Origin of the sequence: Martelella mediterranea DSM 17316, assembly GCF_002043005.1 — a bacterium.
Classification (GTDB): Bacteria; Pseudomonadota; Alphaproteobacteria; order Rhizobiales; family Rhizobiaceae; genus Martelella; species Martelella mediterranea.
Map to the genome: position 1 here is coordinate 1403758 of NZ_CP020330.1, position 24913 is coordinate 1428670.

The window sequence follows — 24913 nt, forward strand, 5'->3', positions numbered from 1 at the left end:
ACAGAGATGCATGTTGTCTGAAGCTACTGCCAAATCCACCCACCAATCTCCCCCCTTGAGGGGGAGATGTCGCGAAAGCGACAGAGAGGGGTAAAGCGTATCCGATTTACTCCGCGTTCGCGGCTTGCGGTTCACCCCTCTCTGCCCCTGTCGGGGCATCTCCCCCTCAAGGGGGGAGATTGAGGGAGAACAACCGCATCTCCTCGCCACGGTGTCTCGCGCCGGCTTGACCCGAGAGTTCAAGCGGTACCTCCCACGAAGGGTTTGGCTTGCCGAAACGTGAATGCGTTTCACTAGGTCAGCTCCCAAAATGTAGCGTGTTTTTTCAACTTTCCAGACTTTTGGAGATCTTGCCCTGCCCAGCGCATATCGTACTGCCAAGTGTAGAAGTATTTTCCAGAATCTCTGAGTTCGGACTCGTGATGGTCCCATATATGCTTGCATATGTCGGCGATGTTCGCCCGACCTTCGTGAGCTCGCAGCCCTTCCACGATCCATCTTTCCAGATCAGTTTTTATAGTCATTGAGCTATCCTCTCACTCATAACTATGCCCCGCCCGCAGCCCCTCGCGTACACGGTGGGCGATCTTCAAAAACTCCGGGCTTTCGCGGATGTCGAGCGGGCGCTCCTTCGGCAGCGGGCTCTCGATCACGTCGGTGACGCGGCCGGGACGGGGGCTCATCACCACGATCCTGGTGGAGAGGTAGACTGCTTCCGGAATCGAGTGGGTGACGAAACAGATGGTCTTGTCGGTGCGCGCCCACAGCTTCAGAAGCTGCTCGTTGAGGTGGTCGCGGACGATCTCGTCCAGCGCGCCGAAGGGCTCGTCCATCAACAGCAGATCGGCATCGAAGGCGAGCGCGCGGGCGATCGAGGCGCGCTGCTGCATGCCGCCGGAAAGCTGCCATGGGAATTTTTTCCCAAAATTGGCAAGGTCCACCAGTTCCAGCACGCGTTCGATCCGGCGCTGCTGGTCGGCTTTGGTATAGCCCATGATTTCCAGCGGCAGGGCGATGTTCTTCTCGATCGTGCGCCACGGATAAAGCCCCGCGGCCTGAAACACATAACCATAGGACCGGTCGAGGCGGGCGTTTTCCGGCGTGGTGCCGTTGACGGTGATTTCGCCCGCCGTGCTTTTCTCCAGATCGGCGATGACCCGGAGGAACGTGGTCTTGCCGCAGCCGGAGGGGCCGATGAAGGAGACGAAATCGCCCTTCTTCACTTCGAGATTGACGTCCTTCAGCGCATGCACCGGGCCGTCATTGGTCTCAAAGGTGAGACAGAGGTCTTTGGCTGAGACCACGGAACGCGGATTGTCTTCGGTCATGCGGGTCTCCGGGTTTCGGCAAATCGGCGGGCTGCGATGGGAAACAGGTGTCTGCGGGTCAGCGCCGCGCGCTCCACGGTGATCGGGCCTTCGACCGGCAGCCATTTCAGCTCCTCGATCTCGGCCTGCGGCGCGACTTCCGGCTCGGCAAGCCACGAGAATGCTTCCGCCTCGACAATCATATCCGCCTCATTGGCGGCCTGTTCGCGGTAGCAGCCCTCATAGCGGAAATTGTCAGGTTCGGCGTCGAGCGCCAGTTCCTCGCGCAATTCCCGCACAAGTGCTGCAATCGGCGTTTCGCCGGCATCGATCTTGCCGCCCGGCTGCATGAAGGCGGTGGTGCCGCGCTTGCGCACGGTCAGCATCTCGCCCCGGCTGTTGATGATCATGGCGACGGCGATGCGGATATCGGCCCTCATGCGCGGCGCTCCCATGCAAGAACGCCCGCCAACGCGATCAGCACGCCGCCGGCAATCGCCTCGAGCCACTGCACCACCCGTTCGGTGATGACCTTTGCAAGGGCGGAAAAGGCCAGCGCATAGATCAGCAGCACGGGAAGCTCCAGCAGCACCGAAACGCCGCCGAGCACCGCCATCTGCAAGGCCACCGGCCCGGCGGGATCGATGAACTGCGGCAGGATGGCGACGAAGAAGGCGAGGTTTTTCGGGTTCGCCGCCTGGACGCTGATGCCCTTCCAGTAGAGCTTCAGCGGCGGGGCCGTGATGCGGGGCGAGGCCTCGGCCGCGAGCGCAAGCGGGACATCGCCCTTCTCGCCGCTGCGCCATGCCCGCCACAGCGGCAGGATCATCCCGAGACCGAGCCACGCCAGATAGACCGCGCCGACGATCTTCAGCACATAAAACAGCGTGGCGCTGGCGAGAATCAGCGAGGCGACGCCCGCCGCCGACAGCGCGAAATAGACGGCGTTGGTGGTGAGAATTCCCGCCGCCGCTGCCTGCGAGCGCCAGAAGCCCTGCCGCATCGACAGCCCGACCACCAGCAGCACCGCCGGGCCGGGCGAAAGACAGAGCAGGAATTCGGTCGCGGCGAAGGCCGCGATATTGGACCAATCCATGGCTCAGACCCCGGAGCGCGGAATGCCGGAACGCTCGACCTTGCGCGGCGCCACCAGTTCCTTCCAGGTGGAAAGTGCCTTGTTGACGGCGGTGAAGGGCTCGCGGGCGACGAACTTGCCGTGCCCTTCCTCGGTCTTCACCGTCGCCTCCTCGACGACCACCTTGCCGCGTGACAGCGTGAAGCGCGGCAGGCCCTTCACATGCTTGCCCTCGAACACGTTGTAATCGATGGCCGATTGCTGGTTCGAAGCGGAAATCGTCTTCTCGCGGGCAGGGTCCCAGACCACGATATCGGCGTCCGAACCCACCAGAATCGCGCCCTTTTTCGGGTAGATGTTGAGGATTTTCGCGATATTTGTGGAGGTGACGGCGACGAACTCGTTCATCGTCAGCCGGCCCGTTGCCACACCATATGTCCACAGCATCGGTAGCCGGTCTTCAAGGCCGCCGGTGCCGTTCGGGATCTTGGTGAAATCGCCGATGCCGGTGCGCTTCTGGTCGGTGGTAAACGCGCAATGGTCGGTGGCGACGCAGGAGAGCGACCCCGCCTGAAGCCCGGCCCAGAGACTGTCCTGATGCATCTTGTTGCGGAATGGCGGCGACATCACCCGGCGGGCGGAATGGTCCCAGTCCTTGTCGAAATACTCGCTTTCATCGAGCGTGAGATGCTGGATCAGCGGCTCGCCATAGACCCGCATCCCCTTCTGGCGCGCGCGGCGGATCGCCTCGTGGCTCTGCTCGCAGGATGTGTGGACGACATAGAGCGGCACGCCGGCCATATCGGCGATCATGATCGCGCGGTTGGTGGCCTCGCCCTCCACTTCCGGGGGACGCGAATAGGCATGGCCTTCCGGGCCGTCATTGCCCTCGGCGAGCAGCTTCGCTTGCATGCTGGCCACCACGTCGCCGTTTTCGGCATGCACCAGCGGCAGCGCGCCAAGCTCGGCGCAGCGCTGGAACGAGGCATACATCTCGTCGTCATTCACCATCAGCGCGCCCTTGTAGGCCATGAAATGCTTGAAGGTGTTGATGCCCTTGTCCTTGACGATGGTTTCCATCTCCTCGAACACCTGTTTGTCCCACCAGGTGATCGCCATGTGGAAGGAATAGTCGCAGTTCGCCAGCGTCGACTTGTTGTCCCAGCGTTTCAGCGCGTCGAGCAGCGATTGGCCGGGATCGGGCAGGCAGAAATCAACCACCATGGTGGTGCCGCCGGCGACGGCGGCGCGGGTGCCGCTTTCGAAATTGTCCGACGAATAAGTGCCCATGAACGGCATTTCTAGATGGACATGCGGATCGATGCCGCCGGGCATGACATAGCAGCCGGTGGCATCCAGCGTTTCGTCGCCGGAAAGATCGGGCCCGATCGCGATGATCGTGCCGCCCTCGATCTTCACATCGGCCTTGTAGGTGAGGTCCGCGGTCACGACCGTGCCGCCCTTGATGACTGTGCTCATAACTGTTCCCTTCATGCTTTCAACGGGCGGTTTTCCGCTTCTCATTATTTCTGTTCACTTGATCCGCCATTTTGGCCGCGGCGGAATGTTGTCTTCAAGACCCTTCGGTGTGCTCGTGGGATTCGGCCTGTTCACGCCGCGGCTTTTCGCCGGCCCGGTGAGTTTTTGCGGTGCGGTATCGGCGGTGACCGACGAGGCGGGTTTGGCGCCGATGAAGCCGCGGGAGCGGAGCGGGGGCTTTTGCGTGGACTTCATAGGATTTGCTCCGTGGCAGGGTGGAACCGTGTGACGTCGCAGGCTTCGGTCAAGCGGTTTTCGAGAATGGCGATAATGGTTTCGAGCACATCGTCTCTTTCTCTAAGTACTTCTTCGTTCCAGAATCGTATAACTGAAAAGCCCGCTCTGTTGATGTAACGCGTCCTCTCCACATCTCTCGTGTTTTCGGCATGTTGCGCGCCATCCAGTTCAACAACAAGCGCTTTTTCCCGGCAGGCGAAATCGGTGACGTAGGGACCGATCGGATACTGCCTGACAAACTTGAAACCGTTCAGATTGCGATTCCGAAGTTCGCGCCACAGCAGCTTTTCGGCGTCCGTTTCGTTGCGGCGCAGCGTTCGGGCAAACTGGGTGCGCGTGCTTGGCATGAGCCCCCCTCATCCGGCCTTCGGCCACCTTCTCCCCTCAGGGGAGAAGGGGCGGCGCTTCGCGTCCAATGACAGTGCTCGTTGGTTATTCAGAGTACGCCCCACGCTCCCCCTCTCCCCGTGGGGAGAGGGTGGCGCGCATGCGCCGGGTGAGGGAACGGCGCCTGCGATCATTCCACAATCTCCGCCGTCTTCAGCACCGCCCTGAGCAGCACATCCGCGCCGGCGACAGCCCATTCCTTGGAAATCTCCTCGGCCTCGTTATGCGACAACCCCCCGACGCAGGGGCACATCACCATGGTGGCGGGAGCGACCTTGGCGGCCCAGCAGGCATCGTGGCCGGCGCCGGAGACGATGTCCATATGGCTGTAGCCGAGCTCGACAGCCGCCTCGCGGACATTGCCGACGAGTTCCGGATCGAAGGTGACGGGGTCGAAATGGCCGACCGCCTCGACCGAACAGCCGACGCCGAGGTCCGCGCAGATTTCGGCGGCCTGCTTCTCGATCGCGGCGCGCATGCCGTCGAGCTTGTCCTGATCGACGGTGCGGATATCGACGGTGAAGGTCACCGTGCCGGGCAGCACATTGCGGGAGTTCGGCTTGAACACCATCTGGCCGACGCCGCCGACGGCGTTGGGCTGGGCGTCCATCGCCACCTTCTGCACCATCTCTAGAATGCGCGCCATCGCAAGGCCGGCATTGACGCGCATGGCCATCGGCGTCGAGCCGGTATGGGCCTCCTTGCCGGTGAGCGTGAATTCCAGCCACCACAGGCCCTGACAGTGGGTGACGACGCCGATCTGCTTTTGCTCGGCCTCCAGGATCGGGCCCTGCTCGATATGGTATTCGTAATAGGCGTGCATCTTGCGCGCGCCGACCTCCTCATCGCCGATCCAGTCGATCCGCTTCAGTTCGTCGCCGAAGCTTTTTCCCTCGTGGTCCTTGCGGCCATAGGCATAGTCGAGGGTCAGCTCACCGGCGAAGACGCCGGACGCCATCATCGCGGGGGCAAAGCGCGCGCCTTCCTCATTGGTCCAGTTGGTCACCACGATCGGGTGCTTGGTCTTGATGTCGAGATCGTTGAGCGTACGCACGAGTTCCAGCGCCGAGAGCACGCCGAGCACGCCGTCATATTTGCCGCCGGTCGGCTGGGTGTCGAGATGGCTGCCGACATAGACGGGGAGCGCATCCGGGTCGGTTCCGGGCCGCGTCATGAACATCGTGCCCATCTTGTCGACGCCCATGGAAAGCCCGGCTTCGTCGCACCATGTCTTGAACAGCGCGCGGCCCTCGGCATCCGCGTCGGTCAGCGTCTGGCGGTTGTTGCCGCCGGCGACCCCGGGGCCGATCTTCGCCATTTCCATGAGCGCGTCCCAAAGGCGGTCGCCATTGATCCGCATGTTTTCGCCTGCCGCCATTTTTTGCTCCCCTGTTCCCATTTGCGCCATTGCGGCGTCTGTGGTGTTTTTGACCGGTTGGTAAACTTTACAGCTTCCATCGCAAGGCTCAAGAGATCAATATGAAATTCGGCGGCTAATTTGGCAGAAATTGCCCAGCTTTTCGGCATGAATTGATTTTGGGCAGAAACAGTCTATGGAATGCTGGGCGGAACGAGAAGAAAGCGGGCGAAAATGACGGCACGGGCGGCGAAGACGCAGAGGCGCACACGCATCCAGGTTGCGAAGGAAGAGGTGATTCTCGAAGCCGCCCTCGACGTGTTTTCGGCAAACGGCTTCCGCGGCGCCACGGTGGATCAGATCGCCGAGGCCGCCGGCATGTCCAAGCCCAACGTGCTCTATTATTTCCGCTCCAAGGAGGCGATGTTTTCGGCCCTGATCGAGAGCGTGATGGACATCTGGCTCGATCCGCTCAGGGTTTTCGACGTCGACAAGGATCCGGAGGCGGAGTTGCGCTCCTACATCCGCCGCAAGCTGGAGATGGCCCGGGATTTTCCCCGCGAAAGCCGGCTGTTCGCCAATGAAGTGATCCAGGGGGCGCCCAATACCGAGGCCTTTCTGAAGGGCGATCTGAAGGATCTGGTCGATGAAAAGGCCAAGGTCATCCGCGCCTGGCAGAAGGCCGGCAAGCTGCGCAAGGTCGACCCCTACCACCTGATCTTCTCGATCTGGGCGACCACCCAGCATTACGCCGATTTCGATGTCCAGGTGCGCGCGGTCCTCGGCGAAGGACTGGCGGGCGAGGGCCGGTTCGAGGATGCGGCGCGCTACCTCGAAACGCTGTTCGTCAACGGGCTGATCGTGCGGTGAGTTCGACCGTCAATCCGCTTCCGGCGGATCGGCGCTGAGGTCGAACTGTTCCACCCATCGGCGCGCCCGCGCGAAGCGCTGGAACGCCTCGTTGTCGAGCGGCGGGGCGAAGAAGAAGCCCTGAAACGCGTCGACGCCGAGGTCGCGCAGGATCCTGGCGTGTTCCAGCGTCTCCACGCCCTCGGCGATCACCTCGATGCCGAGCGCCTGGCCGATCTCGACGATCGAGGCGACCAGCCGGCGCTGGCTCTGGCCGGTGGTGATCGGAAACACAAGCTGCCGGTCGATCTTCAGGCGTTTCGGCTCAAGCGCGAGCAGGCTCAGGATCGAAGCATAGCCGGTGCCGAAATCGTCGATTTCGACATCGACGCCGAGGGCCTTGATCTGGGCGACGCTGGTTTCCAGGCTGGTGCCCTGCTCGTCGAAGGAGATCGATTCAAGCAGTTCGAGGCATAGCGAACCGGGTATCGGCGCAATCTCCCTAATGCTTTCCAGAAGTCCGGGATCGACAAGGCGCTGAGCGGAGATGTTGACGGAAACATGCGGCACGGCGATGCCCATTTCACACCAGGCCCGGTGCTGGGCGGCGGCCTTCTTCAGCACCACGGCGTCGATGCGCGCAATCGAGCCGGTGGTCTCCGCGGTGGCGATGAAGTGACCCGGCGCCAGCATGCCGCGCTCGGGATGACGCCAGCGCACAAGCGCCTCGGCGCCTTCGATTTCCAGCGTATGGGCTGAAATCTGCGGCTGGTAGAAAACCTGGAACTGGTCCCTCTCCAGCGCCACCAGCAATTCGTCGGCGACCTTCTTGTTGGTGATCGCGATGTTGCGCAGGGCGGCGTCGAAAACTACGGCCTGGTTGCGGCCCATGCGCTTGGCTTCGTAAAGCGCGATCCCGCCATTGACGAGGACGTCGCGCATCGATTTTGCCTCGTCATCCATCCAGGCGATGCCGACGCTCGCCGAAACCCGAACCTGATGCTCGCCATATTGCAGCGGTTTGCCAAGCGCGCGGATAATGTCTTGCGCGAGACGGGAAAGCCTTTCGACGTCGCCTTTCCAGTGCGTCACCAGCGTGAATTCATCGCCGCCGACACGGGCCAGAAAATCCCTCGGCGCGGCGATCGAGCGCAGCATGTTCGCTGCATGACGCAGCATCGCATCGCCGGCGCTGTGGCCAAGCGTGTCGTTGATTTCCTTGAACCGGTCGAGATCGATATGAAGAACGGCGAAGGGTGGTTCCACCCCCGCCTTTTCGTCGCCCTTCACAAACGCGGCTTCGAGGTAGCTGCGATTGGGCAGCTCGGTCAGTCCGTCATGAAGCGCGTTATGCCGCAAAACGGCCTGCGCGCGTTCCAGCTCCCGGTTTTTCTCCAGCGTTTGCGCATTCGCGCGCTTGATGTCCTCGTGCAGCCGGATGTCATCGGTGATGTCCCAGTTGACGCCGACCACATGCGTGCGACCGTCGATATCCCGGTAGAACCCGCCAAAGACCTGGAGATGGCGGACGGAGCCATCGTCGAGAACGATGCGGAAATCGCTGCGGAAATTCTGCTCGGTGGCCAGGAAGCGCTCCAGCCGCTCGAATTCAAGCTGCCGGTCCTCCGGGTGCAGGTGGCGGGACCAGATTTCGACGCCGTTTCGACCGCAATCGGGGCGCTCGCCATAGAGCGCGTACATGCGCTCGTCCCAGATTGCCTCGCCGGTTTCGGCATCCATGTCCCAGACGCCGATGCGCGAGGCTTCCAGCGCGAACTGCATGCGTTGCGACAACTGCTGGAGTTCCGCCTCGCGGGCGCGGAGCATCGTGATGTTGCGGTTGCGCTCGCGCATCAGCTTGGCGATGCCGAGCATGAAGACGATGATCAGGATGCCGATCGAATCGATCAGGAGGTGACGGGAAATGCGCTGGCGCAAGGGCTCCTTCCAACCCTGCCGCGGAATGGCGGCGACCGTCCAGTTGGTGTTGGCGAGCGCGACCGTCTGCGTGACCGGCTCCCCGGCGAAGACGGCATCGCCGCCGGAAAGGACCTGGGCCGGTGCGTCGTCGTCTGCATCCTTGCGGATGGCCATTATGAGATCCGGGTGGAGGGCGGCGAGCGTTTTGCCCGAAAGCAGGCGGTCGACGTTGATAAGAGCCGTGAGGATGCCCCAGGTTTCGCTTTCGGGGCCGTCGTAGAGCGGATAATAGGCCACCAGCGCATTGCCGCCCTGCACCAGCGGTATAGGTCCGTCGATGACGGGTTCGCGGGTCAGCAGCGCCTTTTCGATGGCGGCCATCTGATCGGGGCGGTCCGCGTAGTTGAGGCCGATGGCCTCCCGGTTTTCGGCGAAGGGATAGACCATTTCGATGGTCATGTCGCGCGCGAGCGCCAGGCTCACCAGCGCCGAATCCTGAGCCAGTAGCTTGCCGGCGAGGTCTTCGAACCGGCGGGGCGAAATTTCCGGTTCGAGCGAAATCGCAAGTCCGAGCCCTTCCGCCAGCGTCAGGTTTTCGCGGATGCCGGCCGTTACCCTTGTACTGGAGAGAGCGACCTTTTCCGCAGTCTGCAGGCGAAGATTGCCGGTGAAGTCCGAATCCAGCGCGCGGTTGGTGAAATACATCGAGGCAAGCACCAGCGCCGTGGCCGAAACGGCCAGTATGTCGCTCGGGATGATGCCCCATCGTCTGGCTGCGGGGGTTTTCGCCGGTTCTACCATGCCGTCCCATCCATCTTATCCGGCAGTAAGCATCGCTCATGCAATGCGGATAAAATGGGACTATAGATTTAAAAATTTAAAAAATAATATACAATGTAAATACTGGTGAATATTAATAGTTTATATTCATGTATTTTTCTGTGCTTATTTAATTTTAGCTAATTTAAAAAGAGTCGCGGACAAACTGCCCGCGACTCTCTGTGTCTCGTAACGTTTTCTTACTTGGATGCCGCCATCGGATTGTTGGGGTGCGTGGTCCAGTTGGCGTAGTCGGCCGATACAAGCTCGCCGGTGCGCTGGTCCTTCTCGCCGGGCGCGAGCGTGACCATGTCGATGCAGTTTTCGACCGGACAGACATTGACGCAGAGATTGCAGCCGACGCAGTCCTCTTCCTTCACCATGAAATGCCGTTCGCCATCCACCATCGCCGTGATCGCCTGGTGCGAGGTGTCCTCGCAGGCGATGTGACAGCGGCCGCATTTGATGCAGGCATCCTGGTCGATGCGGGCCTTGGTGATGGAATTGAGGTTCAGATACTGCCAGTCCGTGACGTTGGGCACCGCGCGACCGGAAAGCTCGTCAAGCGTGCGGAAGCCCTTGGCGTCCATATAGGCCGAAAGGCCGGAGATCATCTCCTTGACGATCTTGAAGCCATAGGTCATCGCCGCGGTGCAGACCTGCACGTTGCCGGCACCGAGCACCATGAATTCAGCCGCATCGCACCAGGTGGTGATGCCGCCGATGCCGGAGATCGGCAGGCCGGCGGTTTCCGCATCGCGGGCGATCTCGGCGACCATGTTGAGCGCGATCGGCTTCACCGCCGGGCCGCAATAGCCGCCATGCGTGCCCTTGCCGCCGACCGTCGGGTTGGGCGCGAAATTGTCGAGGTCGACCGAGACGATCGAGTTGATGGTGTTGATCAGCGACACCGCATCCGTGCCGCCGCGGTGCGCGGCGCGGGCGGAATGGCGGATATCGGTGATGTTCGGCGTCAGCTTGGTGATCACCGGCATGCGGGTATATTGCTTGCACCAGCGCACCACCATCTCGACATATTCCGGCACCTGACCGACGGCAGCCCCCATGCCGCGCTCGGACATGCCGTGGGGACAGCCGAAATTGAGCTCGATGCCGTCCGCGCCGGTCTCTTCGACGAGCGGCAGGATCGCCTTCCAGCTTTCCTCCTCGCAGGGCACCATGATCGAGACCACGATGGCGCGATCCGGCCAGCGGCTTTTGACTTCCTTGATCTCGCGGAGATTTAGGTAGAGATCGCGGTCAGTGATCAGCTCGATATTGTTGAGACCGAGCAGGCGGCGGTCGGCACCCCAGATCGCGCCGTAGCGCGGGCCGTTGACGTTGACGACCGGCGGGCCTTCCTCGCCCAGCGTCTTCCACACCACGCCGCCCCAGCCCTCGCGGAAGGCGCGTTCGACATTATAGGCCTTGTCCGTCGGCGGCGCGGAGGCGAGCCAGAACGGATTGGGCGACTTGATACCGACGAAATTGTTTGTGAGATCAGCCATTGTCGTTCTCCTCAGGCCACGGCCGTCGCCAGCGGCGCTTCGCCTGCCAGAAGGTGATGGATGGAAATCGCGGCGTCTCGTCCTTGGGCGACCGAAGTGACCGTCAGGTCCTCGCCCTTCTTCACGCAGTCGCCGCCGGCCCAGACATCGGGTAGCGAGGTGCGGCCCTCGGCATCGATGGCAATCCGGCCGTGCTCCAGCTTCAGGCCTTCCAGATGTTCGGTGACGAAGGTCTGGCCGATCGCCTTCAGCACGTGGTCGGCGGCGATCACGCCGGTCTCGCCAGTCGAGACCAGCCTGCCGTCCCTGACTTCGGTATGCTCGAACAGCACGCCGGCGACCTTGCCGTCCTCGCCGAGGATTTCCTTCGGCGCCAGATAGTGGCGGATGAACACGCCGCGCGAGGCCGCAAGCTCCTGCTCGAATTTCGAGGCGCCCATGGCGTCCGGCCCGCGCCGGTAACAGAGCGTCACTTCTTCGGCGCCGAGCAGTTTCGACTGCACGGCGGCGTCGATCGCGGTCATGCCGCCGCCAAGCACAACGACATGGCTGCCGACTGTGATTTCGGCGAGGTCATCGGTCTGGCGGATCGCCGCGATGAAATCGACGGCGTTCTCGCAGCCGGCAAGGTCTTCGCCGGGGACGCCGAGTTCGTTGACGCCGCCAAGGCCGAGGCCGAGGAAGACGGCGTCATAATCGCGGCGCAGTTCCCCGAGAGTAAAGTCGCGACCGAGCATCTGCCCGCCGCGGATTTCGATGCCGCCAATCTCCAGCAGATACTCGATTTCCTTCTGGGCGAAGTCATCGACGGTCTTGTAGGCGGCCAGGCCGTATTCATTGAGCCCGCCGGCCTTGTCCTTCGCCTCCAGCACGATCACGTCGTGGCCGGCCATGGCGAGGCGATGTGCGCAGGCAAGGCCAGCCGGGCCCGCGCCGACCACCGCCACGCGCTTTCCGGTCTCGTGGGCGCGGGTGTAGAACTGGCGGTTTTCGACCATCGCCGTGTCGGTGGCATAGCGCTGCAGCAGGCCGATCTCGACGGGCTTTTCCTCCGCGGTGTTGCGCACGCAGGCTTCCTCGCACAGCGTTTCGGTGGGACAGACCCGGGCGCACATGCCGCCGAAAATGTTCTGGTCGAGGATGGTCTTGGCCGCGCCCAACGGGTTGTCGGTTGATATCTGGCGGATGAACAGCGGGATATCGATGGCGGTGGGACAGGCCGTCATGCACGGCGCGTCATAACAGAAATAACAGCGATCCGCCTCCACCGCCGCCTCGTGCCGGTCGAGCGGAGGGTGCAGGTCGGAAAAGTTCTTGTGATACGCATCGGGCGCAAGTCGCCCGCCCTTCAGGGCCGGGTTCAAGTCTCGCATAGCAATGTTCCCCAATTTTTGGTTGTTGGGGAAATGCTACCGCGAAAATAAAAATTTATCAAACGGTAAAATTTTGGGTTAACACGCCGTTTCCTCGGCCCGCTGTCCACCTTTGCTGTTGATCATCGCGTCAGAAACATGGTGTTTGTCTGGCCTGTGAATTCAACGGAAGCCGTCATGACCAAATCGCCGCTGCTGATCGACCTCAAATTCTCCGACCGCGCCGCCGTGGTCGCCGCGCTGAAGCGCCATTTTGCCGATCGCGATGTCATCGATCTCGGCGCGGCCGAGAATGCCGGGCGCGATCTTTCCGCTTGCCGCTACGCAATTCTATGGCAGCCCGACGCGGACCTGTTTTCCCGCGCGACGAACCTCGAAGTTCTGTTTTCCGGCGGGGCGGGCGTCGACAAGGTTCTGGCGCTTGAAGGCCTGCCGGATGCGCCGCTGGTGCGCTTTGTCGATCCGTCGCTCACCCGGCGGATGAGCGAATATGTCGTGCTGCAGTGCCTCTTTCACCTGCGCCAGGTCGCCGCCTATCGCGACAGCCAGGAGGCCCGGCGCTGGCAGCCGCTGCCGCAGCCCGAGGCCGGCGCGGTGACGGTCGGGATCATGGGGCTCGGCGAACTCGGGCGCGATGCGGCGGCGAAGCTGAAGATGATGGGGTTCAACGTCGTCGGCTGGTCGCGGACGGCCAAGACCATCGAAGGGATCGAAACCTTCGATGAGGCGGGCCGCGATGCCTTCCTCGCCAAGACCGATATCCTGGTCGGCCTGCTGCCGCTGACGGCCGAGACCACGGGCCTCTTCAATCTGGCGCTTTTCGAAAAGCTGAGGCGCGGCGGTCCGCTCGGCGCGCCGGTGTTCATCAATGCCGGCCGCGGCGGCTCGCAGGTGGAGGCCGATATCGTCACGGCGCTCGATCGCGGTCTTCTCGGCGGCGCGTCGCTCGATGTGTTCGAGACCGAGCCGCTTCCCGCCGAAAGCCCGCTCTGGGATCGCGAAAACGTCGTGATCACGCCCCATGTGGCGGCCGACAGCGATATCAGCGCGCTGTTTGCCCATGTCGAGCGTCAGATCGCGCGGTTTGAGGCGGGAGAACCGCTCGAGCATGTCGTCGGGCGACAGCGGGGCTACTGACAAACGGAACAATCGGCGCGGCCTTGGCGTTTTCCCTTCAACTGAACCCGTAAGCACCGGGCAAGGAGGAAGTCATGGCAACGCATTTCGATCCCAAGGAAGTCCGCCCCGTCAAATATCCGGGTGAGGAAGACTACCCGCAGAACCAGGAAGACAATGGCGTCGTCTCGCCGACCGAAAACCGGCATCTCAATCGCGGGCAGACTGTGATCATGATCCTGATCGCGATCATGGTCGGCGTCGTCCTGATATGGGGCGGCGCGGAATGGCTGTTCGATACGCCGGTAGCGGAGTGATTGATGATTGACCCCAACAAGCCCAACCAGACCAATGAACCCGATACCGGCAAGTCCGAATTGTCGCCGAACGAGGCGCGGCAGTCCGAGAGGGGCCGTGGCCTGATCTACGTTCTGGGCGGCGGTCTCGTGCTGGCTCTCGTGGTCTGGGCAGTGATGGAACTGTTCGCCCCGAAGGGCGCAAGCCCGGATGTCGAGACCGTGACCGAGGATGCCGAACAGGTGGCCCCCGCGACGGATCAGTAAGCGGGCCGCTTAAACTCGCTTTGAGCAAAAGCGCCGCCGTGCTCTGGATTTCCGATAGCAGAGCGGCTAAATCATGGGCCCTGAGGGGCGCATGACCGCCTTTCACGCGAATGACGCCTGAAGGGAGCGGGAGGCGATGGCCAAGACCGATATTGCCACACGGGTCTATGATCACAGCTGGAAGCTCGACCCGATCATCCGCAGCCTTCTGGATACCGATTTCTACAAATTGCTGATGCTGCAGATGATCTGGAAGCTCTATCCAGACGTCAACGCCACCTTCTCCCTGATCAACCGCACCGCCTCTGTCCGCCTTGCCGACGAAATCGACGAGGGGGAACTGCGCGCTCAGCTCGATCATGCGCGCGAGATCAGACTCACCAAGAAGGAAATGATCTGGCTCGCGGGCAACAGCTTTTACGGCCGCTCGCAGATATTCGAGCCCGAATTCCTGACATGGCTCGCCAATTTCCGCCTGCCCGAATATGAGCTGACGCGTCATGACGGCCAGTATCAGCTGAACTTCCACGGCCGCTGGATGGAAACCACGATGTGGGAGATACCGGCGCTCTGCATCATCAACGAATTGCGCTCGCGCGCGGCTTTGAAAGGCATCGGCCTGTTCACGCTGGACGTGACCTATGCCCGCGCCAAGGCCAAGATGTGGTCGAAGGTCGAGCGGCTGGCTGCCCTCGACGGGCTCAGAATATCCGATTTTGGCACCCGCCGGCGGCATTCCTTCCTGTGGCAGCGCTGGTGCGTCGAGGCGCTGAAGGAAGGCATCGGCCCGGCCTTTACGGGCACATCCAATGTGCTGCTCGCCATGGATACCGATCTGGAGGCCGTCGGCACCAATGCCCATGAACTGCCGATGGTCGCTGCCGCCCTTGCCGAGACGGACGAGGCCCTTGCAGCGGCCCCCTACAAGGTGATGCAGGACTGGAACAAGCTCTATGGCGGCAATCTGCTGATCGCGCTGCCGGATGCCTATGGCACCACGGCCTTCCTGCGCCACGCACCTGAATGGGTTGCCGACTGGACCGGCTTCCGCCCCGACAGCGCGCCGCCGATTGAGGGCGGCGAGAAGATCATCGCCTGGTGGAAGAAGATGGGCCGCGATCCGCGCGAGAAGATATTGATCTTCTCCGACGGGCTGGATGTCGATGCCATTATCGAAACCTACAAGCATTTCGAGGGCAGGGTGCGCATGAGCTTCGGCTGGGGCACCAATCTCACCAATGATTTCATCGGCTGCGCGCCGCATCGCGTCGGCGGGCTGAAGCCGATCTCGATCGTCTGCAAGGTCTCCGACGCCAATGGCCGCCCGGCGGTGAAGCTCTCCGACAATCCGCAGAAGGCGACTGGCGATCCGGCCGAGGTCGAGCGTTACCTGAAGTTCTTCGGCTCCGAGGACATGGTCGATCAGCCGGTGATGGTCTGATATGCAGATCCGCGAAGGCAAGGCAGAGGATCTGGAGGCGCTTTACGCGATCGCGCTTGTCACCGGCGACAATGGTCGCGATGCGAGTGCGCTCTACGACGATCCGAATATGATCGGCCATATCTACTCCGCGCCCTATCTGATGGTCGATGGCGGCTTCTGCTTCGTCGCCGAGGATGAGGCGGGCGTGTGCGGTTATGTTGTGGGCACCGCCGATACCGTTGCCTTTGCGCGGACGCTGGAGACGGACTGGTGGCCGGCGCTCAGGACGCGTTATCCGGAGCCGGATGTGACAAGCCGCGCGCAATGGTCGCCCGATGAATGGCGCGCCCATCTATTTTACCACCCGGAAATGCCGCCGCCGGCAGTGGTCGAGGCCTATCCGGCGCATCTGCATATGAACCTCCTTGAACGCGCCCGCGGCCACGGGCTCGGGCGTCAGCTTCTCGGCGCGGCGCTGCGACATCTTACCGAACTTGGGGCCAGTCACGTTCATGTCGGGGCGGGATGGACCGATGCCGGCGGCGCCGCATTCTGGCAGGCCTGCGGTTTCGCGGTGCTGGAGGAGGCTGGCCGCACGGTCTATCTCGGCCGGGCTGTGGCCTGATTGCCACCCGGCCCGTGAAGCTCTGTTCAAACACGCCCAATTACATTGACACCTGAAAACCGGCCCCGCTAAGAAGATTGCGGATCAGGTTCCGTTCGCGAGAACGGATGAAAAGGGAACGCGGTTCAAAACCGCGGCTGCCCCCGCAACTGTAACCGTTGAGCCATTTCCACCACGTCACTGGGCGCATGTCCGGGAAGACGGAAATTGAGGCGACGACGCGGAAGCCAGGAGACCTGCCCGATCCGGTCACCCTTGCTTGAACACGGGGTTCTTGTTCAGGCGCGGTCGTCCGTCGCGGTGACATTCGAAAACGATGTTGCCGTGGATGGATGGTCGGGCCAAACCGCTTTCCCATTCCCCACGGTGCTTTTTTGCCGGCCGCGGCCGGTCCGAATGGGGATTTGACATGAGAGAATTCATTGCGGCCGGCATGGCCGTCGCCGTGCTTGCTTCGGCCGGAGAGGGGCTGGCGCAGGATACCGGCGCCACGACGGTTCTGGAACCCATCTATGTGACGACGCCCTTGCGCCGCCCGTCCACGATCGTGCAGTCGACCTCGACGGTCACGGTGGTCACCGAGGAGGATATCGAGCGCTCCGCCGCCGTCGATCTTCCCTCGCTGCTGAGAAGCTATCCGGGCGTCAACGTCACCACCAATGGCGGCATGGGCTCCAATGCGGGAATCACCCTGCGCGGCACCAATACCGGCCAGACGCTGGTGCTGGTCGACGGCATGCGGGTCGCCTCGGCCACCGGCGGCTCCACCGCCATCGCCAATATTCCGCTTGCCAGCATCGCCCGCGTCGAGATCGTCGAGGGCGCGCATTCGGCCCAATGGGGCGCCGACGCGATCGGCGGCGTCGTCAACATCATCACCAAGGATGGCAGTTTCTGCGAAAACGGCGCTTCGATCTGCTCCAGCGTGGAAACCGGCGTGACCTGGCCATGGGGCGGCTTCGGCACGCTGTCGAGCCGCGGCGTCACCGGGTCCGGCGTCGATTTCAATGTCGGCCTCTCCGTCATCGGCACGGAAGGCTATGATTTCACCACGCCTTCAAATATGGTTCATGAGCCGGGTCGCGACGGCTTCCTGCAAGGCAGCTTCAACTATTCGATCGGCAAGGATTTCGCCTGGGGCCGGGTCTATTCGCAGGGCTTCTATGCCCGCTCCAATCCGCATTTCGACAGCGCGCCCTATGCCGACTGGATGACCGGCGACATGGTCTATGGGGCCAATCAGTCGATCCAGACGAATGCCGCCTTCAAGCTCGGCGCGGAATTCGACCACGCCGACGACTGGTCTTCGGTGTTCGAGATTTATTCGGCCTTCGACTACCAGAAGAATTTCCGCGACGATCATCCGGAAGCCGATACCCATTACGATACCAATCGCTTTGGGATTTCCGGTTCGACCACCAAGGAAGTCATGGCGGGCGATGCGCTCAACATCTTCACGCTCGGCTTCGACGCCTATCGCGAAACGGTCGATTCCTCCGTCGATTACACCGAGACCGGGCGCAATGTCGGCGCCTTCTACGGCCAGTACGGCCTCGAGCTTGACGCCCTGACGGTGAATGCCGGCCTGCGCTACGATGCCGACGAACAGTTCGGCGGGGCGCTGACCTATAATGTCGGGCTGGGCTACGAACTGGTCGAAGGGCTGACGGCGCGCGCCTCGTTCTCCACCGGCTTCAACGCGCCGACCTTCAACGATCTCTACTGGGCGTTCGACGGATCCTATGTCGGCAATCCCTATCTCGACCCGGAAACCTCGAAGAACTGGGAGGCGGGTCTGAACTGGGATTCCGGCGCGGGCAGTGTGGTCGATCTCGTCTATTACGAGAACTACATCGACGACATGATTGTCTTTGTCTCCGACCCGGTCACCTATATCGGCACCATGGAGAACATCGAGGAGGCCAAGGTCAGCGGCGTGCGCGCGACCTATTCGCAGATGCTGCTCGATGACCGCCTCGGCCTTGATTTCGGCCTCGAATACCGTCTGCCGAAGAACGAGACCGATGATGAGTATATCGCCAACCAGAACCGGCTGAAGCTGACGGCGGCGGCAAGCTGGCAGGCGACCGAGCGCCTTAATCTCAACGCGGACATCGAATATGTCGGCAGCCGCTGGACGAACGAGTCGAATTTCAATCCGCAGCTTGGCGACTATACCGTGGTCGATATTTCCGCCAATTATGCCGTGGATGACTTGTCAAACGTCAAATTCGCGGTCGAAAATCTCTTCGACGAGGATTACCAGACAATTCCCGGCTATAACGCGCCCGGCACCACCGTGACGCTTTCCTACCGAAGGACCTTCTAAATGCCGCACCCGGCGCACGCCAAACGGAATGCTTTCAGCGTCTTCGCAGCGTGCGCCGGGTTTTTTCTTTTTTCCTTCACCGCCTGGGGCGCGCCGCAACGGGTGGTCTCGATCAATCTGTGCACCGACCAGATGGCGATGCTCGTTGCCGGGGAAGGGCAGTTGCTGTCGGTGTCCAGGCTTGCGGCCGATCCCGCCATCTCGGCGATGGCAGAGCAGGCTGAAGGCTACCGGCTGAATGACGGGCTGGCGGAGCAGGTGTTCCTGATGAAGCCCGATCTCGTGCTTGCCGGCAGCTATACGACGCGGGAGACGGTCGATCTCCTGAAGCGGCTCGGGATCGCGGTGGCGGAGTTTCAGCCCGAGGCCTCGCTCGATGATGCGCGACACAATCTGGAGCGCATCGGCGTGCTGCTTGACAGGAAGCAGGCAGCGGCGGATGTGATCGCCGCGATGGATGAAGGCCTCGCCGGTCTCGCCGGCACGCTGCACGGCGAGCGCACGGCAGCATTTTATTACGCCAATGGTTATACCTCGGGCAAAAAAACTCTTGCCGGCGACATGATCGAGCGGCTGGGTCTCGTCAACATCGCCTCGGAGGCCGGGGTCGACAGCCTTGGCCGGCTGCCGCTGGAGCGGCTGGTCATGGCCGCGCCGGATGTGATCGTCGGCGGCGACGCGGATTATGAGGCCCCGGCGCTTGCCCAGGCCGGGTTCAGGCATCCAGCCTTCGTGGCCGCCACCGAGCGAAGCGATTACGTCAACCTGCCGAGCCGCTACACCATCTGCGGCGGGCCGTTCAATGTCGCGGGTATTGCCCTGCTCGCCGAACAACTTGGCGGAGGCGGAGCGGATGAATGAGCGCCGGCGCTATTGGCGGCTGATGGTCGGTCTCGGCATTCTCGTGCTGGCGCTGTTTACCGCCTCCCTCGTCATCGGCCCGGCGGGCATCGGGTTTCGCCAGAGCGTCGCCGGCCTGTTCGGTCGCGATGCCGCGTCCATCGTTCTGATCATGCAGGAAATCCGGCTGCCGCGCGCCATTCTGGGGCTGATGATCGGGGCCACGCTCGGGCTCTCGGGTGCGGTGCTGCAGGGCTATCTGCGCAATCCGCTGGCCGAGCCCGGCCTTCTCGGCGTCTCGGCCTCCGCCTCGCTCGGCGCGGTGATCGCGATCTATACCGGCCTTTCGGCGCTGTTTTCGCTGGCGCTGCCGCTGCTGGCGCTTGCCTTCGCCTTCGCCGCGGTCCTGCTGGTGCGGTTTCTGGCCGGCGGCGGGGCGCGCAGCCTGACGATCATTCTCGCCGGCGTTGCCGTAACCAGCTTTGCCGGCGCGATGACCTCGCTGGCGCTCAATCTTTCGCCCAATCCCTTCGCGGCGATGGAGATCATGTTCTGGATGCTGGGTTCGCTCGCCGACCGTTCCATGCTGCAGGTATGGCTGTCGGCGCCGTTCATGCTGGCCGGCTGGGTGCTTCTGTTCGGCTGCGGCCGCGCGCTCGACATGCTGACGCTCGGCCATGAGGCCGCGGCCAGTCTCGGCATGTCGCCGAAGCGCACCGAGCGCATGGTAATCTGGGGCGTGGCGGCAAGCGTCGGCGCGGCGACCGCCGTCTCAGGCGCGATCGGCTTCGTCGGCCTCGTGGTGCCGCATATCCTGCGGCCGCTCGTCGGTTCTGTGCCGTCCCGGCTGCTGCCGGCAAGCGCGCTGGGCGGAGCGGCGGTGCTCCTGGCCGCCGATGTCGCGGTAAGGCTGGTTGCGCCGGAGCGTGACCTGAAGATCGGCGTGGTGACGGGGCTGATCGGCGCGCCTTTCTTCCTGTGGCTGATCTACAAGACGCGGCGGGAACTGGTCTGATGCTGCTGCGCGCCGAGAACCTCACCGTTGAAAGAGGCGGCCGCGCCATCGTGAATGGCGTCGATCTGAAGGTCGGGCGCGGCGAACTGGTCGGCCTGATCGGCCCCAACGGCGCGGGCAAGACAACGCTTTTGAAGGCGCTGATCGGCGTGACGGCGGCTTCCGGCGCAGTGTTCCTGCAGGACAGCCCGCTGGAGGGCCTCAGCGCGAATGAGCGCGCCCGCCGGGTCGCCTTTCTGCCGCAGGACCACGAGATCGCTTGGCCGGTGAAGGTGCGCGAGGTGGTCGCGCTTGGCCGCCAGCCGTGGATCCAGAACAGTTGTTTCGGCGATTACGCCCGCGGCCAGATCATCGCCGAGGCGATGGCGCGTATGGGCGTCGAAACCCTGGCCGAGCGCACGGCCGACACGCTTTCCGGCGGCGAGCGCGCCCGCGTGCTGATCGCCCGCGCACTGGCGCAGATGACCCCGCTCTTGATCGCCGATGAACCGGTCGCCGGGCTCGACCCCGCCCACCAGATCGGCCTGATGGAAGTATTCGTCTCGCTGTTGCGCGAGGGCCGCTCGGTGCTCGTCTCGCTGCACGATCTCGGCCTTGCCGCGCGCTGGTGCACCCGGCTGATCATGATGGATGGCGGCGGCGTGGTGGCCGACGGTCCGCCCGCCGCGGTGCTGACGGCGGAAAACCTGCGCGGGGTCTATGGCATCGAGGCCTATTTCGGCAAAGCCGATGGCGGTCCGGTGATCATGCCGACCCGACTTTCGCCGAAATGACGCGGCGGCAAGGCCGGCGTCCCGTTCCTGCCGAAAGCGCCATTGCGCGAAGGCGGCGATTTCGCTAAGAAACCGCAGTTTTCCCGGCATGCGTCGAAATCTGGCTTTCGCGAGCCAACCCAGCGACCTGACGGCGAACGCGGCATGGATGAGGCGTCCGGTTCCGGACGCCCTGGAATATTGAGTTTGGAAAGTCTTCAATGGCCCGCATCGTCATGAAATTCGGCGGCACGTCTGTCGCCAATATCGAACGTATCCGCAATGTGGCGCGCCATGTGAAACGGGAAGTCGATGCCGGCCACGAGGTCGCCGTCGTGGTCTCCGCCATGGCCGGCAAGACCAACGAACTGGTGGAGTGGACGCGCGAGGCCTCGCCGATGCACGATGCCCGCGAATATGACGTCGTCGTCTCCTCCGGCGAGCAGGTGACCTCCGGGCTGCTTTCGATCGTGCTGCAGTCGATGGGCGTCAACGCCCGATCCTGGCAGGGCTGGCAGTTGCCGATCAAGACCGATGGCACCCATGGCGCGGCCCGTATCGTCGATATCGACGGTACCGACATCGTCAAGCGCATGGGCGAGGGCCAGGTTGCCGTTTGCGCCGGCTTCCAGGGTATTGGCCCGGATAACCGGGTTGCAACACTCGGCCGCGGCGGCTCGGATACCTCCGCCGTCGCCATCGCCGCCGCCGTGAAGGCCGACCGCTGCGATATCTACACCGATGTCGACGGCGTCTACACCACCGATCCGCGCATCGAGCCGAAGGCCAGACGCCTCAAGAAGGTGGCGTTCGAGGAAATGCTGGAAATGGCCTCGCTCGGCGCCAAGGTTTTGCAGGTTCGCTCGGTCGAGCTTGCCATGGTTCACAAGGTGCGCACATTCGTGCGTTCAAGCTTCGATGCGCCGGACGCCCCCGGCATGGGCGATTTCGACAATCCGCCCGGTACCCTGATTTGCGACGAGGATGAGATTTTGGAACAGGAAGTCGTAACCGGCATCGCGTATGCCAAGGACGAGGCTCAGATTTCGCTGCGCCGCGTCGAAGACCGCCCCGGCGTGGCCGCCGCCATCTTCGGCCCGCTCGCCGATGCCCATGTCAATGTCGACATGATCGTGCAGAACATCTCGGAAGAGGGCACCCATACCGACATGACCTTCACCGTGCCGGCTTCGGATGTGGAAAAGGCCAAGGCGGCGCTTGCCGCCAAGCAGTCGGAAATCGGCTATGACGTGATCCAGAGCGAGACCGAGCTTGCCAAGATTTCGGTGATCGGCATCGGCATGCGCTCTCATTCCGGCGTTGCCGCCTCGGCCTTCAAGGCCCTGTCGCAGAAGGGAATCAACATCAAGGCGATCACCACATCCGAGATCAAGATCTCGATCCTGATCGACGGCGCCTATGCCGAGCTTGCAGTCAGGACTTTGCATTCCTGCTACGGTCTCGATAAATAGACCCTAAAAGGACGTCCGGTGAGTCCCGGACGCCCATGGAAGCGACAACGCTTTCGCCACCGGGGACAGACTGTGATGAACCACCAGGCATCAAGCCCGCGCATCCTGCTGAAGCGGCTGAGGGAACTGATGGCGGAGCCATTGGAGCCGCAGGACCGCCTCGACCGCATCGTCGGCCAGATCGCCGACAATATGGTGGCCGCGGTCTGTTCGGTCTATGTGCTGCGCGCAGACAGCGTTCTCGAGCTTTACGCCACGCAAGGTCTGAAGCGCGACGCCGTCCACCTTGCCAGCCTGCGCATGGGGCAGGGCCTCGTGGGCACGATCGCGGCCTCGGCCCGTCCGCTGAACCTCTCCGACGCCCAGTCGCACCCCGCCTTCCGTTACCTGCCGGAGACCGGTGAGGAAATCTACCACTCCTTCATGGGCGTGCCGATCCTGCGCGCCGGCCGCACGCTCGGCGTTCTGGTCGTCCAGAACACCGACGAGCATGCCTATAGCGAGGAGGAGGTCGAGGCGCTGCAGACGGCGGCGATGCTGCTGGCCGAACTGATCGCCTCCGGCGACCTCAAGAAGATCACCCGCCCCGGCATGGAGCTGGATCTCACCCGTTCCGTATCGCTGTCGGGCGATGCCTATGGCGAGGGGATCGCGCTCGGTCATGCCGTGCTGCATGAGCCGCGCATCGTCATCAGCAATCTTGTCAACGAGGACAGCGACGCCGAGATCGCGCGGCTGCGCGCGGCCGTCGAGAAACTGCGCTTCTCTATCGACGAACTGTTGCAGCGCAACGATGTGCCGTCCGAGGGCGAGCACCGCGAGGTGCTGGAAACCTACCGGATGTTCGCCCATGACCGCGGCTGGGTCCGCCGGCTGGAAGAGGCGATCACGCTGGGGCTGACGGCCGAGGGCGCGGTCGAAAAGGTGCAGAGCGACACCAAGGCGCGGATGATCCGGCTGACCGACCCGTTCATGCGCGACCGGATGCACGATCTCGACGACCTCGCCAACAGGCTTCTGAGACAGCTGACCGGCGGAGAGATCGACCGCGACGGCGAGAATTTTCCCGATGACGCGGTCGTCGTGGCGCGGGTCATGGGCGCTGCCGAGCTTCTGGACTATCCGCGCGAAAAGCTGCGCGGCCTGGTGTTGGAGGACGGGGCCGCCACCAGCCATGTGATCATCGTCGCGCGCGCCATGGGTATTCCGGTGATCGGCCAGGCGACCGGCGTTGCCGCCCAGGTCGAAAACGGCGATGCCATCATCGTCGATGGCGATGACGGCGAGGTGCATGTGCGCCCGCTCGATGCCCTCGTGGTCGCCTATGAGGAAAAGGTCCGCCTGCGCGCCCGCCGGCAGGAACAGTTCCGCGCGCTGCGCGCCGTCGAGCCGGTTTCCGCAGATGGCGTGCGTTTCAAGCTGATGATGAATGCCGGTCTGCTGGTCGACCTGCCGCAGCTCGACGATTCGGGCGCGGAAGGCATCGGCCTGTTCCGCACCGAGTTGCAGTTCATGATCGCCTCGCGCATGCCGAAGGCCGCCGAGCAGGAGAGTTTCTACCGACAGGTGCTCGACCATGCCGGCGATCGTCCGGTGACCTTCCGCACGCTTGATATCGGTTCCGACAAGATGGTCTCCTTCTTCCGCGCCCAGGAAGAGGAAAACCCGGCCATGGGCTGGCGCGCCATCCGGCTCGCGCTCGACCGACCCTATCTTCTGCGCATGCAGATGCGCGCGCTGATGAAGGCGACGGCGGGCGAGACCCTGCGCGTCATGGTGCCGATGGTTTCCGAAGTCGGCGAGCTGCGCGAGACGCGGGCGCTGATGGCCAAGGAAATCCAGCATCTCGCCAAGTTCGGCCATCAGGTGCCGAAAAAGATCGAGCTCGGCGCCATGCTGGAAGTGCCGGCGCTGCTTTACGAGATCGACGAGCTGATGGCCGAGGTCGATTTCGTTTCGGTGGGCTCCAACGACCTCTATCAGTTCTTCATGGCGATCGACCGCGGCAATGCCCGCGTTTCCGACCGCTACGACACGATCAGCAAGCCGTTCCTCCGGATGCTGCGCGATATCGTGCGCGCGGGCGAGCGCAACAATGTGCCGGTGACGCTGTGCGGCGAATATGCCAGCAAGCCGATTTCGGCGCTGGCGCTGTTTGCGATCGGCTACCGCGCTGTGTCGATGTCGCCGACGGCGATCGGGCCGGTGAAGGCAATGCTGCTCGGGCTCGATATCGGCGCCGTCAGCGCCGAGATCAATGCCGCGCTCGACGATCCCGGCAATATGACCCCGGTGCGCGCATTGCTTGAACGCTTTGCGAATGACCACAATATTCCGCTATAGACGGCGATCCGTCATAAGCGATCGGCGCGCGAGCGCTCCATAACAAACCTCCATAACCAGCGGA

22 protein-coding genes and 1 riboswitch are annotated in these 24913 nt (G+C 62.9%); of the genes, 12 read left to right on the top strand and 10 right to left on the bottom strand.

What is annotated here, in order from left to right:
- Positions 1–536 precede the first annotated feature (536 nt).
- The 7 genes from Mame_RS06485 to Mame_RS06515 all read right to left on the bottom strand — a co-directional run bounded on the left by Mame_RS06485 (position 537) and on the right by Mame_RS06515 (position 5923).
- The gene (locus Mame_RS06485) at positions 537–1328 is read right to left on the bottom strand and encodes an ABC transporter ATP-binding protein (RefSeq protein ID WP_018065222.1); all 792 of its coding nucleotides are present in this window, start codon (positions 1326–1328) and stop codon (positions 537–539) included.
- Positions 1325–1747: an NUDIX hydrolase gene (locus Mame_RS06490; protein ID WP_018065223.1), complete on the bottom strand. Its 423-nt coding sequence runs from the start codon at positions 1745–1747 to the stop codon at positions 1325–1327. Before Mame_RS06490 ends, Mame_RS06485 begins: the two co-directional genes overlap by 4 nt.
- Positions 1744–2403 carry a LysE family translocator gene (locus Mame_RS06495; RefSeq protein ID WP_018065224.1) on the bottom strand — a complete coding sequence of 220 codons (660 nt, stop codon included), beginning with the start codon at positions 2401–2403 and terminating at the stop codon, positions 1744–1746. The genes Mame_RS06490 and Mame_RS06495 overlap by 4 nt, the downstream gene beginning before the upstream one ends.
- A gap of 3 nt (positions 2404–2406) precedes the next feature.
- The gene (gene hydA, locus Mame_RS06500; protein WP_018065225.1) at positions 2407–3861 is read right to left on the bottom strand and encodes a dihydropyrimidinase; all 1455 of its coding nucleotides are present in this window, start codon (positions 3859–3861) and stop codon (positions 2407–2409) included.
- 54 nt (positions 3862–3915) lie between these two features.
- Positions 3916–4116, bottom strand: a complete 201-nt coding sequence (locus Mame_RS06505) for a hypothetical protein (protein ID WP_018065226.1) — start codon at positions 4114–4116, stop codon at positions 3916–3918.
- On the bottom strand, positions 4113–4505 hold the full coding sequence (locus Mame_RS06510) for an endonuclease domain-containing protein (RefSeq protein ID WP_018065227.1): 393 nt from the start codon (positions 4503–4505) through the stop codon (positions 4113–4115). The genes Mame_RS06505 and Mame_RS06510 overlap by 4 nt, the downstream gene beginning before the upstream one ends.
- A gap of 170 nt (positions 4506–4675) precedes the next feature.
- A complete protein-coding gene (locus tag Mame_RS06515; RefSeq protein WP_018065228.1) occupies positions 4676–5923 on the bottom strand; it encodes a Zn-dependent hydrolase in 1248 nt (415 codons plus the stop codon).
- A 213-nt stretch (positions 5924–6136) separates the two neighbouring features.
- On the opposite strand from Mame_RS06515, the gene rutR reads away from it, so the two are divergent.
- A complete protein-coding gene (gene rutR / locus Mame_RS06520) occupies positions 6137–6772 on the top strand; it encodes an HTH-type transcriptional regulator RutR (protein ID WP_018065229.1) in 636 nt (211 codons plus the stop codon).
- A gap of 9 nt (positions 6773–6781) precedes the next feature.
- On the opposite strand, the gene Mame_RS06525 is transcribed toward rutR, so the two are convergent.
- From Mame_RS06525 to Mame_RS06535, 3 genes are all read right to left on the bottom strand, one after another.
- Positions 6782–9472 carry a bifunctional diguanylate cyclase/phosphodiesterase gene (locus Mame_RS06525; RefSeq protein WP_018065230.1) on the bottom strand — a complete coding sequence of 897 codons (2691 nt, stop codon included), beginning with the start codon at positions 9470–9472 and terminating at the stop codon, positions 6782–6784.
- 218 nt (positions 9473–9690) lie between these two features.
- Positions 9691–10998: an NAD-dependent dihydropyrimidine dehydrogenase subunit PreA gene (gene preA, locus Mame_RS06530; RefSeq protein ID WP_018065231.1), complete on the bottom strand. Its 1308-nt coding sequence runs from the start codon at positions 10996–10998 to the stop codon at positions 9691–9693.
- 11 nt (positions 10999–11009) lie between these two features.
- Complete coding sequence (locus Mame_RS06535; RefSeq protein ID WP_026173547.1) at positions 11010–12371, bottom strand: NAD(P)-dependent oxidoreductase; 1362 nt, start codon at positions 12369–12371, stop codon at positions 11010–11012.
- Between the two features lie 177 nt (positions 12372–12548).
- Between Mame_RS06535 and Mame_RS06540 the strand changes: the two genes are divergently transcribed.
- The 11 genes from Mame_RS06540 (at position 12549) to ptsP (ending at position 24849) form a co-directional block, all read left to right on the top strand.
- The gene (locus Mame_RS06540; RefSeq protein ID WP_033410301.1) at positions 12549–13508 is read left to right on the top strand and encodes a 2-hydroxyacid dehydrogenase; all 960 of its coding nucleotides are present in this window, start codon (positions 12549–12551) and stop codon (positions 13506–13508) included.
- Positions 13509–13582: 74 nt separating this feature from the next.
- Positions 13583–13804: a hypothetical protein gene (locus Mame_RS06545; RefSeq protein WP_018065234.1), complete on the top strand. Its 222-nt coding sequence runs from the start codon at positions 13583–13585 to the stop codon at positions 13802–13804.
- 3 nt (positions 13805–13807) lie between these two features.
- Positions 13808–14050 (top strand): hypothetical protein, encoded by a 243-nt coding sequence (locus tag Mame_RS06550; protein WP_155122036.1) that lies wholly within the window; start codon positions 13808–13810, stop codon positions 14048–14050.
- A gap of 136 nt (positions 14051–14186) precedes the next feature.
- A complete protein-coding gene (gene pncB, locus Mame_RS06555) occupies positions 14187–15491 on the top strand; it encodes a nicotinate phosphoribosyltransferase (protein ID WP_018065236.1) in 1305 nt (434 codons plus the stop codon).
- A gap of 1 nt (position 15492) precedes the next feature.
- Positions 15493–16098 (top strand): GNAT family N-acetyltransferase, encoded by a 606-nt coding sequence (locus Mame_RS06560; protein WP_018065237.1) that lies wholly within the window; start codon positions 15493–15495, stop codon positions 16096–16098.
- A 69-nt stretch (positions 16099–16167) separates the two neighbouring features.
- Positions 16168–16356, top strand: a riboswitch (cobalamin riboswitch).
- A 151-nt stretch (positions 16357–16507) separates the two neighbouring features.
- The gene (locus Mame_RS06565; protein ID WP_026173549.1) at positions 16508–18427 is read left to right on the top strand and encodes a TonB-dependent receptor domain-containing protein; all 1920 of its coding nucleotides are present in this window, start codon (positions 16508–16510) and stop codon (positions 18425–18427) included.
- Positions 18428–19288 carry an ABC transporter substrate-binding protein gene (locus tag Mame_RS06570; RefSeq protein ID WP_018065239.1) on the top strand — a complete coding sequence of 287 codons (861 nt, stop codon included), beginning with the start codon at positions 18428–18430 and terminating at the stop codon, positions 19286–19288.
- Positions 19281–20282, top strand: coding sequence for a FecCD family ABC transporter permease (locus tag Mame_RS06575; RefSeq protein ID WP_018065240.1), 1002 nt, complete (start codon positions 19281–19283; stop codon positions 20280–20282). The genes Mame_RS06570 and Mame_RS06575 overlap by 8 nt, the downstream gene beginning before the upstream one ends.
- Positions 20279–21055, top strand: a complete 777-nt coding sequence (locus Mame_RS06580) for an ABC transporter ATP-binding protein (protein WP_026173550.1) — start codon at positions 20279–20281, stop codon at positions 21053–21055. Before Mame_RS06575 ends, Mame_RS06580 begins: the two co-directional genes overlap by 4 nt.
- A 200-nt stretch (positions 21056–21255) precedes the next feature.
- Positions 21256–22506 carry an aspartate kinase gene (locus Mame_RS06585; protein ID WP_018065242.1) on the top strand — a complete coding sequence of 417 codons (1251 nt, stop codon included), beginning with the start codon at positions 21256–21258 and terminating at the stop codon, positions 22504–22506.
- Positions 22507–22581: 75 nt separating this feature from the next.
- Positions 22582–24849, top strand: coding sequence for a phosphoenolpyruvate--protein phosphotransferase (gene ptsP, locus Mame_RS06590; RefSeq protein ID WP_018065243.1), 2268 nt, complete (start codon positions 22582–22584; stop codon positions 24847–24849).
- The last annotated feature ends 64 nt before the right edge of the window (positions 24850–24913 follow it).

Coding starts and splice junctions, on each gene's coding strand:
- Mame_RS06485 (WP_018065222.1), bottom strand. CDS start 1,328: ATGACCGAAGACAATCCGCGTTCCGTGGTCTCAGCCAAAGACCTCTGT.
- Mame_RS06490 (WP_018065223.1), bottom strand. CDS start 1,747: ATGAGGGCCGATATCCGCATCGCCGTCGCCATGATCATCAACAGCCGG.
- Mame_RS06495 (WP_018065224.1), bottom strand. CDS start 2,403: ATGGATTGGTCCAATATCGCGGCCTTCGCCGCGACCGAATTCCTGCTC.
- hydA (WP_018065225.1), bottom strand. CDS start 3,861: ATGAGCACAGTCATCAAGGGCGGCACGGTCGTGACCGCGGACCTCACC.
- Mame_RS06505 (WP_018065226.1), bottom strand. CDS start 4,116: ATGAAGTCCACGCAAAAGCCCCCGCTCCGCTCCCGCGGCTTCATCGGC.
- Mame_RS06510 (WP_018065227.1), bottom strand. CDS start 4,505: ATGCCAAGCACGCGCACCCAGTTTGCCCGAACGCTGCGCCGCAACGAA.
- Mame_RS06515 (WP_018065228.1), bottom strand. CDS start 5,923: ATGGCGGCAGGCGAAAACATGCGGATCAATGGCGACCGCCTTTGGGAC.
- rutR (WP_018065229.1), top strand. CDS start 6,137: ATGACGGCACGGGCGGCGAAGACGCAGAGGCGCACACGCATCCAGGTT.
- Mame_RS06525 (WP_018065230.1), bottom strand. CDS start 9,472: ATGGTAGAACCGGCGAAAACCCCCGCAGCCAGACGATGGGGCATCATC.
- preA (WP_018065231.1), bottom strand. CDS start 10,998: ATGGCTGATCTCACAAACAATTTCGTCGGTATCAAGTCGCCCAATCCG.
- Mame_RS06535 (WP_026173547.1), bottom strand. CDS start 12,371: ATGCGAGACTTGAACCCGGCCCTGAAGGGCGGGCGACTTGCGCCCGAT.
- Mame_RS06540 (WP_033410301.1), top strand. CDS start 12,549: ATGACCAAATCGCCGCTGCTGATCGACCTCAAATTCTCCGACCGCGCC.
- Mame_RS06545 (WP_018065234.1), top strand. CDS start 13,583: ATGGCAACGCATTTCGATCCCAAGGAAGTCCGCCCCGTCAAATATCCG.
- Mame_RS06550 (WP_155122036.1), top strand. CDS start 13,808: ATGATTGACCCCAACAAGCCCAACCAGACCAATGAACCCGATACCGGC.
- pncB (WP_018065236.1), top strand. CDS start 14,187: ATGGCCAAGACCGATATTGCCACACGGGTCTATGATCACAGCTGGAAG.
- Mame_RS06560 (WP_018065237.1), top strand. CDS start 15,493: ATGCAGATCCGCGAAGGCAAGGCAGAGGATCTGGAGGCGCTTTACGCG.
- Mame_RS06565 (WP_026173549.1), top strand. CDS start 16,508: ATGAGAGAATTCATTGCGGCCGGCATGGCCGTCGCCGTGCTTGCTTCG.
- Mame_RS06570 (WP_018065239.1), top strand. CDS start 18,428: ATGCCGCACCCGGCGCACGCCAAACGGAATGCTTTCAGCGTCTTCGCA.
- Mame_RS06575 (WP_018065240.1), top strand. CDS start 19,281: ATGAATGAGCGCCGGCGCTATTGGCGGCTGATGGTCGGTCTCGGCATT.
- Mame_RS06585 (WP_018065242.1), top strand. CDS start 21,256: ATGGCCCGCATCGTCATGAAATTCGGCGGCACGTCTGTCGCCAATATC.
- ptsP (WP_018065243.1), top strand. CDS start 22,582: ATGAACCACCAGGCATCAAGCCCGCGCATCCTGCTGAAGCGGCTGAGG.